Annotated in this window: 6 protein-coding genes; 4 read left to right on the plus strand and 2 right to left on the minus strand. The window is 77.6% G+C overall.

Annotated features, from left to right (window positions below; translation table 11 throughout):
- Together E4P41_RS23840 and E4P41_RS20410 are read left to right on the plus strand one after the other, a co-directional pair.
- A partial coding sequence (locus E4P41_RS23840) for a TipAS antibiotic-recognition domain-containing protein (protein WP_209307829.1) occupies nucleotides 1-103 on the plus strand: 103 nt, incomplete at its 5' end.
- Between the two features lie 89 nt (nucleotides 104-192).
- The gene (locus E4P41_RS20410; RefSeq protein WP_167761198.1) at nucleotides 193-1,284 is read left to right on the plus strand and encodes an aromatic acid exporter family protein; all 1,092 of its coding nucleotides are present in this window, start codon (nucleotides 193-195) and stop codon (nucleotides 1,282-1,284) included.
- A gap of 32 nt (nucleotides 1,285-1,316) precedes the next feature.
- On the opposite strand, the gene E4P41_RS20415 is transcribed toward E4P41_RS20410, so the two are convergent.
- Nucleotides 1,317-2,855, minus strand: coding sequence for a glycerol-3-phosphate dehydrogenase/oxidase (locus tag E4P41_RS20415; protein ID WP_245177532.1), 1,539 nt, complete (start codon nucleotides 2,853-2,855; stop codon nucleotides 1,317-1,319).
- Nucleotides 2,856-2,871: 16 nt separating this feature from the next.
- Between E4P41_RS20415 and E4P41_RS20420 the strand changes: the two genes are divergently transcribed.
- Nucleotides 2,872-4,578, plus strand: a complete 1,707-nt coding sequence (locus E4P41_RS20420) for an FAD-binding oxidoreductase (protein WP_135143049.1) — start codon at nucleotides 2,872-2,874, stop codon at nucleotides 4,576-4,578.
- 172 nt (nucleotides 4,579-4,750) lie between these two features.
- Here E4P41_RS20420 and E4P41_RS20425 read toward each other — a convergent pair whose 3' ends face one another.
- Nucleotides 4,751-6,130 (minus strand): FAD-binding oxidoreductase, encoded by a 1,380-nt coding sequence (locus E4P41_RS20425; RefSeq protein ID WP_135143050.1) that lies wholly within the window; start codon nucleotides 6,128-6,130, stop codon nucleotides 4,751-4,753.
- 220 nt (nucleotides 6,131-6,350) lie between these two features.
- Between E4P41_RS20425 and E4P41_RS20430 the strand changes: the two genes are divergently transcribed.
- Nucleotides 6,351-8,380 (plus strand): AfsR/SARP family transcriptional regulator (locus E4P41_RS20430; protein ID WP_167761199.1); only part of this gene is annotated, 2,030 nt, incomplete at its 3' end.

The following is an 8,380-nucleotide window of genomic DNA, read 5'->3' on the forward strand; positions in this document are numbered from 1 at the left end:
CGAGGACGAGCGGTTCACCGCGTACTACGAGCGGGTCGCGCCCGGCCTGGCCCAGTACGTGAGCACCGCCGTCCAGGCCAACGCCGCCCGCCAGGCCGGCTGAACCCCGCCGAGAGCGACGAACTCGCGGGGGCGCAGCGATCCCGCACCCGCTGCAACGGTGGGCTGCGCCACCGGTCATCCTGGCTCCCCGTGGGAGCCGTGTGGGTGCAGCTGCACCGTCCCGCCGTGCAGCGCGGGGTGCGGGCCGCGGTCGCGGCCGGGCTGGCCTGGCAGGTGGCCGTCCTGCTGCCGCCGCTGCTCTCCGAGTACGCCTACTACGCGCCGCTCGGCGCGGTGATCGCGGTGCACCCGACGATCGCCGACTCGGCCAGCGCCGCCTGGCGCAGCGTGCTGGCCATCCTCACCGGCTTCGCGCTGGCCGTGGGCCTCTACGAGCTCACCCGGGCGGTGCCGAACGTCCTCACCATCGCGCTGATCGTCGCCGCGGCGATCGCCGTGGAGCAGTGGCGGCTGTGGCGCGAGCAGGCCAGCTGGGTCAGCTTCGCCGCCGTCCTCATGATCACCGTCGGCCTGGACGACCCCGAGACCTACGTGCTGCGATACGCCGGGCTGACGCTGCTGGGCGCCGCGATCGGCGTGTTGGTCACCACCGTCCTCTTCCCGCCGCTGCAGCTCACCCGCGCGGTCGAGCAGATCGCCCGCACCCGGGCGGTGCTCGCCGCCCACCTCGACGACGTCGCCGCGACGCTGCGCGAGGGCCGGGTGCCCGACCCCGCCGAGTGGGCCGGCCGCACCGCGGAGCTGGACCGCGCGCTGGACCGGATGCGCGCCGCCGAGGCCCAGGTCGAGCGCGCCCGCCGGGCCAACCCGCGGGCCCGGCGCTGGCAGGGCCGCGCCGCCGGCATCCGCGAGGAGTCCCGCGCCGTCGACCGCGTCGCCGTCCTCGTCGACGACCTCACCTCGTTGGTCGTGGAGCTCCAGCCGCACCGGCGCGGCATCGACCTGGTGGAGGCCGGGACGGGCTGGGTGCTCGCCGACGCCCTCGCCGGCCTGGCCGGCGTCGTCCGCACGCCGCACCACAGCACCGACGGGACGACGCCGGATCTCCGCGACGAGCGGATCGCCGCCGCGGAGGCCGCCCTCGACCGGCTCGTCGCACTGCTGCGCACCGCGCGCGGCTCCGACGAGGACGGGTTCTTCGCGCTCGGCGCGGTCGCGGTCGGCGTCCGGCGGGGACTGGCCGCGCTCGACGCGCACCGGCGGCAGGAGCAGCCGGCCTGAAACAGGACCCCTGCCCCCCGCAGGAGGGCGGGTCAGAGCTCCTCGGCGAGCACCTGCTCGGCGACGGGGACGGCGCGCTCCCGGTCGGCCGGCACCAGCCCGATCCGCACCCGCCGGTCGAGCAGGTCGGCCACCGTGCGCGCCCCCTCGGCGCGGACGGCGAAGCGCAGCTCCCCCACCGTCTCCGGGTGGCCGTCGACTACCGGCTCCGTCCCCAGCGCGGCGACGGCGGGGGCTTCCGTGCCGTACCGCGCGACCAGCCGGGCCGGTGCCTCCACCCGCTCCAGCGCGACCCGCGGCGCCGCCCCGACCAGCGGCAGCCGGGCGGTGCACGACCGCGGCGCGGCCCGGCCGAGGCGGGCGACCACCGCGTCGACGGCGTCGGCGGCCATCGCGCGGTAGGTGGTCAGCTTGCCGCCGACGACGGAGAGGACCGGTCCGTCCCACTCCAGCAGGTGCTTCCGCGACAGGTCGGCGGTGGCACCGCCGGGGCCGGTGCCGGCCGAGGCGGGCAGCACCAGCGGCCGCAGCCCGGCGTAGCTGCCGACGACGTCGGCGCGGGTCAGCGGGTCGACCAGCACCCGGTTGACCGTGTCGAGCAGCTGCTGCACCTCCGCCTCGGAGGGCGCCGGGTCCTCGTCGGGCACCGGGCCGGGCACCGGCTCGTCGGTCAGCCCGAGATGCACCAGGCCGCCGGGCTGCGGCAGCGCGAAGACGTAGCGCGAACGCGACCCGGGCACCGGCACGGTCAGCGCTGCGGACGGCGACCCGAGCCGGGCCGCCGGCACGACCAGGTGCGACCCGCGGGACGGCGAGAGGCGGATGCCCGGCGCCAGCCGCTGCGCCCACACCCCGGTGGCGTTGACCACCACCCGCGCCCGCAGGGTCAGCACCTCACCGCCGTCGAGCTCCACGCGCACGTCGGCGCCGTCGACCGCCCGCACCGCCGCCCCGGTCACCACCCGGGCTCCGCAGGCGGCCGCCGTCCGGGCCAGGGCGACCACCAGCCGGGCGTCGTCGACGAGTTGCCCGTCCCAGAAGACGACCCCGCCGCGGCGGCCCCGCACGCCCGGGGTCGCCCGGGCCACCTCGGCGGCGTCCACCCGGCGGGTCGAGGGCAGGGAGCGGCGCCCGCCGGGCACCGAGGCGCGGACGGCGTCGCCCAGCCGCCCGCCCAACTCGGCGAGCGCGGTGACGTCGCGGCCGGCGGCGTCCGGCACGAGGAAGGGCAGCGGGCGCACCAGGTGCGGCGCGGTGGCCCTCATGAGGACGGCGCGCTCGCGGGCGCTCTCCCGGGCCAGCCCGAGCTCGCCGTGCGCCAGGTAGCGCAGCCCGCCGTGGACCAGCTTCGAGGACCACCGGCTGGTGCCCGCGGCGAGGTCGGACCGCTCGAGCAGGACCACCGACAGCCCGCGGGTGGCCGCGTCGAGGGCCACCCCCGCACCGGTCACCCCGCCGCCGACGACCACCACGTCGACCGCGGCCCCGGCGACGGCGTCCAGGTCGGCGGCCCGGCGGGCCGGGGAGAGGGCGTCCGCACCGGCGCCGTCGGCAGGTCCGGGCCCGGGCACCCGGCAGACTGTAGCCGTGCCCGAGCAGCCCGAACTGACCATCCAGGGCTGGGGTCCGGCCGCCGGCGCCCGCGACGCGACGGTGCACCGCGGGGAGGACGGCGCCGACGGCACCCTGGAGCCGGCCGCCTTCCCCGACGTCGCGGAGGTGCTGCCCAAGGCCGCCCGCCGGCACCTGTCCCGCGAGCTCGGCTGGACGCCGCGGCGCACGCCACCGGCCCCGGTGTCGCGGATCCGGCTGGCACCCTCCCGGCTGGCCGAGGAGGGCCGGCTGCGGCTGGTCGAGCTGCTCGGCGAGGAGCACGTCCGCACCGACCGGGAGGAGCGGCTGCGGCACGCCGGGGGCAAGAGCTACCTGGACCTGCTGCGCCGGCGGGAGGGCGACGCCTCCGACGCCCCGGACGCCGTCGTCCGGCCCGGCAGCACCGAGGAGACCGCCGCGCTGCTGGCGCTGTGCAGCGAGATGGGCGTAGTCGTGGTGCCCTTCGGCGGCGGGACCAGCGTCGTCGGCGGGCTGTCCGGCACCGACGCCGACGACCGGCCGTCGATCTCGGTCGACCTGGGCCGGATGGCCTCCGTGCACGCGCTCGACGTGGCGTCGTCCCTGGTCACCGTGGGGCCGGGCATGCGCGGGCCGGCGCTGGAGGAATACCTGGCGCGCCACGGCCTGACCCTCGGTCACCTGCCGCAGAGCTGGGAGTTCGCCACCATGGGCGGCTACGCGGCCACCCGCTCGGCGGGGCAGGCCTCCACCGGCGTCGGCCGCTTCGACGACCTGGTCGCCGGGCTGACGCTGGCCACGCCGTCCGGGGTGCTCGAGCTGGGCTCGCCGCCGGCGTCGGCCGCCGGGCCCGACCTGCTCGGGCTGGCGCTGGGCTCGGAGGGCGCGCTGGGGGTCATCACCGAGGTGACGCTGCGGGTCCGGCCCCGGCCGCGTGAGCAGCAGTACGCGGGCTGGTCGTTCCGGACCTGGGCCGCGGGGCTGGCCGGGCTGCAACGGCTGGCCCGGCACGACCTGCTGCCCGACGTCGTCCGGCTCTCCGACCCCGACGAGACGCGGGCCAACCTGCTCAACGCCTCGGGCACCGGCGCCTCGCTGCTGCGGAGCTCGCTGCGACTGCGGCGGCGCGGCGAAGGGTGCCTGCTCGTCGTCGGCTGGGAGGGGCTGCCGACGACGGTGCGCGCCCGGCGGCGTGCCGCGGCGTCGATGCTGCGCGAGGCCGGGGCGGTGCGGCTGGGCCGGCGGGTCGGGGAGTCCTGGCGCAGGCACCGGTTCGCCGCCCCCTACACCCGGGACAGCCTGCTGGACGCCGGCCTGCTGGTCGAGACCCTGGAGACGGCGGCCACCTGGACGGCGCTGCCCACCGTCTACGACGCCGTTCGCGGGGCGCTGCGCGAGTCACTGGGCCGGCGCGGGAAGCAGCCGCTGGTGATGGGTCACGTCTCGCACGGCTACCCGACCGGCGCCTCGCTCTACGTCACCGTGCTCGCCGACCGGGACGACGCCCTGCCGATCCAGCAGTGGCTCACCGCGAAGCGCGCGGCGACCGACGCACTCCTGGCGGCCGGCGGCACGCTCACCCACCACCACGCCGTCGGGGCCGACCACCGGCCCTGGTTGGAGCGCGAGGTCGGCCCGCTCGGCGTCGATGTGCTGCGGGCGGTCAAGCAACGGCTCGACCCGCGCGGGATCTGCAACCCCGGCGTCCTGCTGCCCGACTGAGGCGCGCGGCCGCACCCCGGTGATCAGCTGGGATCACGGTTCCGGCTCCGGGCTCACCACCAGTGCTGAGCCCGGACCGGGAATGATCAACTCACCTGATCATCGGGGGGATGCGGGCGGGCGCGGGGAGGGAGCCGCCGGGGCTGGAACGGCTCTCTCCCCGGCCGTCTCCTCAGCCGCGCGGGGACAGGGCGTGGCCGAAGGAGAAGACCCCGCCCGGGTCGACGGCCGCCTTGAGTCCCAGGAGCCGCTCGCGGACCGCGGGCGGGTAGGCCGCGGCCACCTCGTCCGGTCCGGAGACATCGCCGAGGAAGTTGACCATGCACCCGGGCGCGGCCCACGGCTCGAGGGCGGCCAGCACCCCGCGGCCGACCTGCGGGAGCACCTCGGTGAGCTCGGGCACCATCGGTCCGAGGACCAGCACCGACCACGCGGCGTCCCGCCCGGCGACCGCGTCGGGGACGTGCGGCTCGCGGGCCAGCGCGCCGCCCAGCAACCGGATCTCGGCCATGACCAGCGGCACCTGCACCTGCGGCCCGGCCGCGGCGAGGAACGCCTCGACGGTCTCCTCGGTCAGCTCGGCCAGCAGCATGCCTTTCTCCCAGCCGGGCATCGGGTCCTGCGGGTCCATGTGGACGGCGTCCATCTCGGTGGTCCGCAGCGGGCCGAGGTAGCCGAGCACGACCCGCCCGGCGTCCTTCATCGGCGCGACCAGCCGCTCGCCCTCGGCCGGGTCGTCGCCGCAGTAGGCGTAGCGCAGGTGGACGACGGTCTGCCCGCGCAGCGGCTCGGGCAGCTGCTCCATCGGCGGCAGCCGCAGGACGGCGATCGACGTCCCGACCTCCTCGGGCATCGTCGGCGCCCACTCGCGGAAGGCGTGCAGGACGGCGGCGGCGTCCTCGGCGACGAAGAAGAGACCGCCGCCGATCACCGAACGGACCGGGACCAGCGCGAACTCGATCGAGGTGACGACGCCGAAGTTGCCCTTGCCCCCGCGTACCCCCCAGAACAGCTCCGGCTCGCTGTCGGCGGAGACCGATCGCAGGGCGCCGTCGGCGGTCACGATGTCGAAGGCGACGACGGCGTCGGCGGCGAACCCGTACTTCCGCCCGAGCGACCCCATCCCGCCGCCGAGGGTGTGGCCGACCACCCCGACGTCGGACGACGACCCGCACAGGCCGGTCAGCCCGTGCTCGGCGGCGGCCGCCAGGATTTTCTCCCACTTCACGCCGGCCTCGACGCGGGCGGTGCGGCGGACCGGGTCGACGATGACGCCCTGCATGCGCCGGGTGGAGACCAGCACCGACCCGGCGGCGTTGCGGACCGGACCGTGCCCGGTGGCCTGGACGGCGACCGGAAGGCGGTGCGCGACCGCCCAGGAGACGGCGGCGGCGACGTCCGCGGCGCAGGTCGCACCGACGGCGACCGTGGGGGTGTGCTGCACCGCGACGTTCCAGGCGAACACCTCGGCAGCGAGCCCCTCGTCGCCGGCGGCGTAGACCGGGCCGTGCACCCGGCGGCGCAGGTCGTCGACGTCGGCGGGCGGAGCCACTGGGACGAGCGCGTCGGCGGCGCTGCGCGGGGCGGGGATGGGAGGGATGACGACCTCGGTGGGGGCTCATGGCGGGGTTCCTCGCGGTCGGGGGTGGTCCGGGGGTGTCGACGACCCTGACCGCACCCACTTGCCACACGCTTGCGGCCGGCTTGCTCCCCCACTTGCGGGGGCCCGAACGCCTCCCGCCGCGCACCGCGAGCTGCCAGGATCACCGGTCGTGCGCTACCGCGTGCTCGGTCCGCTCGAGGTCGAGGACGCCGACGGCCGACCCGTGGACGTGGGCGGGGCGAAGCCGCGGGCGCTGCTGACCCTCCTGCTGGCCGAGCCCGGGCGGGTGGTGGCGGTCGACCGGATCGTCTCGGCCCTGTGGGGCGAGCACCCCCCACCCACCGTCACCGGCACGTTGCAGGCGCACGTCTCCCACCTGCGGCGGGTGCTCGAGCCTGCCCGCGGCCCCCGCGAGGCGCCGACCGTGCTGCTCACCCGGCCGCCGGGCTACCTGCTGCAGGCCGGCCCCGCCCAGCTGGACAGCCTGTGCTTCGCGCAGCTGGCCGAGGAGGGCGACCGGGCGGTGGCCGGCGGCGACCCGGCCCGCGGCGTGGCCCTGCTGGATCGGGCGCTGGCGCTCTGGCGCGGCGAGCCGCTGGCCGAGCTGGGGGACCTGCCGAGCGCGGCGACCGACCGGCTGCGGCTGACCGAGCTGCACGTGCGGGCCCGCGAGCGGCGCTGCGACGCCCTGCTCGCGACCGGCCGGGCCGACGCCGCCGTCCCCGATCTGCAGCACCTGGTCGCCGAGCACCCGCTGCGCGAGCGGCTGTGGGCGCGGCTGGTCACCGCGCTGTACGCCGCGGACCGGCAGGCCGACGCGCTCGACGCGCTGCGCCGATGCACCGAGCGGCTGCGCGACGAGCTGGGCATCGACCCCGGCCCGGAGCTGCGCGACCTGGAGCGCGCGGTGCTGCGCCAGGACCCCCGGCTCACCGACCGTGTGCCCCGCCCGGTGCTGTCCGTCGTCCCGCCGTCGGCCGCGACGCCCGGCGCCGAGGCACTGGTCGACCACCCGCAGGTGGAGCTGGCCCACCTGCGGGTGGTCGCCGAGCAGGCGGCCGGCGGGCGGCCGGGGGTCGTCGTCCTCGGCGGGGAGGCCGGCATCGGCAAGACCCGGCTGGCCGAGACGGCCGCGGACGCCGGACGGGCGACCGGCTGGTCGGTGGCCTGGAGCCGGTGCGCGGACGACGCCGGGGCACCGGCGCTGTGGCCGTGGACGCAGGTGCTCGAGCAGCTGGGCCAGGAGCAGCTGGCGCCGCCGGCCGAGAACGCCGTGGGGGACGCCGACGCCGCCCGCTTCCGGCTGTTCCAGGACCTGCGCGCCCGGCTGGCCGCGGCGGCGCAACCGGCGCCGGTCGGAGGCGCAACGACCCGCCCGGTGCTCGTCGTCCTCGACGACCTGCAGGGCGCCGACACGACGTTGGTGCAGCTGCTGGCCCTCCTGGCGCGGCACCTGCCCCGGGTGCCGTTGCTCGTCGTCGTCACCGTGCGCACCGTCGGCGAGGAGCTGCCGGAGGCGGTCGTCGACTGCCTGGCCCGGCTCAACCGGGAGCCGGCGTGCAGCCGGCTGCGGCTGGCCGGGCTCGACCCCGACGGCGTCGCCGCGCTGCTCGCCGCCCAGCTGGGCTCGGTCGGCGACCGGTCGCTGGCGGCGGCGGTGCACGACCGCACCGGCGGCAACCCCTTCTTCGTCGTCGAGCTGTCCCGCTGGATGGTCGGCGCCCACGACCTGCACCTGGACTCCGTGCCGGTGCCGCCGTCGGTGGGCGAGGTGCTGCGCACGCGCCTGGACCGGTTGCCGTCGGACACGCGGGCGGTTCTGGAGCTGACCGCGATCGCCGGGCGCGAGGTGACCATGGACCTGCTGGAGTCGGCCGGGATCCCGGCCGAGGAGGCGCTGACCGCACTGGACCCGGCGGTCGCCGCCGGCCTGGTCGTCGCGGGCACCCGGCCGTGGAGCTGGCGGTTCGCCCACGCGCTGGTGCAGGAGGTGCTGGCCGGCGACCTGTCCGCACTACGGCGGGCGCGGCTGCACGCGCGGTTGGGCGAGGCGCTGGAACGCTGTATCCCCGGCACGACCGACGACGAGCTGGTCGAGCGGCTGGCGCACCACTTCGTCGCGGCGCTGCCGGTCACCGGGCCCGGCCCGGCGCGGCTGTACTCGACGGCCGCGGCCCGGGCCGCCCGCGCCCGCCTGGC

The sequence above is a fragment of the Geodermatophilus sp. DF01-2 genome, from assembly GCF_004571065.1.
Lineage (GTDB): Bacteria > Actinomycetota > Actinomycetes > Mycobacteriales > Geodermatophilaceae > Geodermatophilus.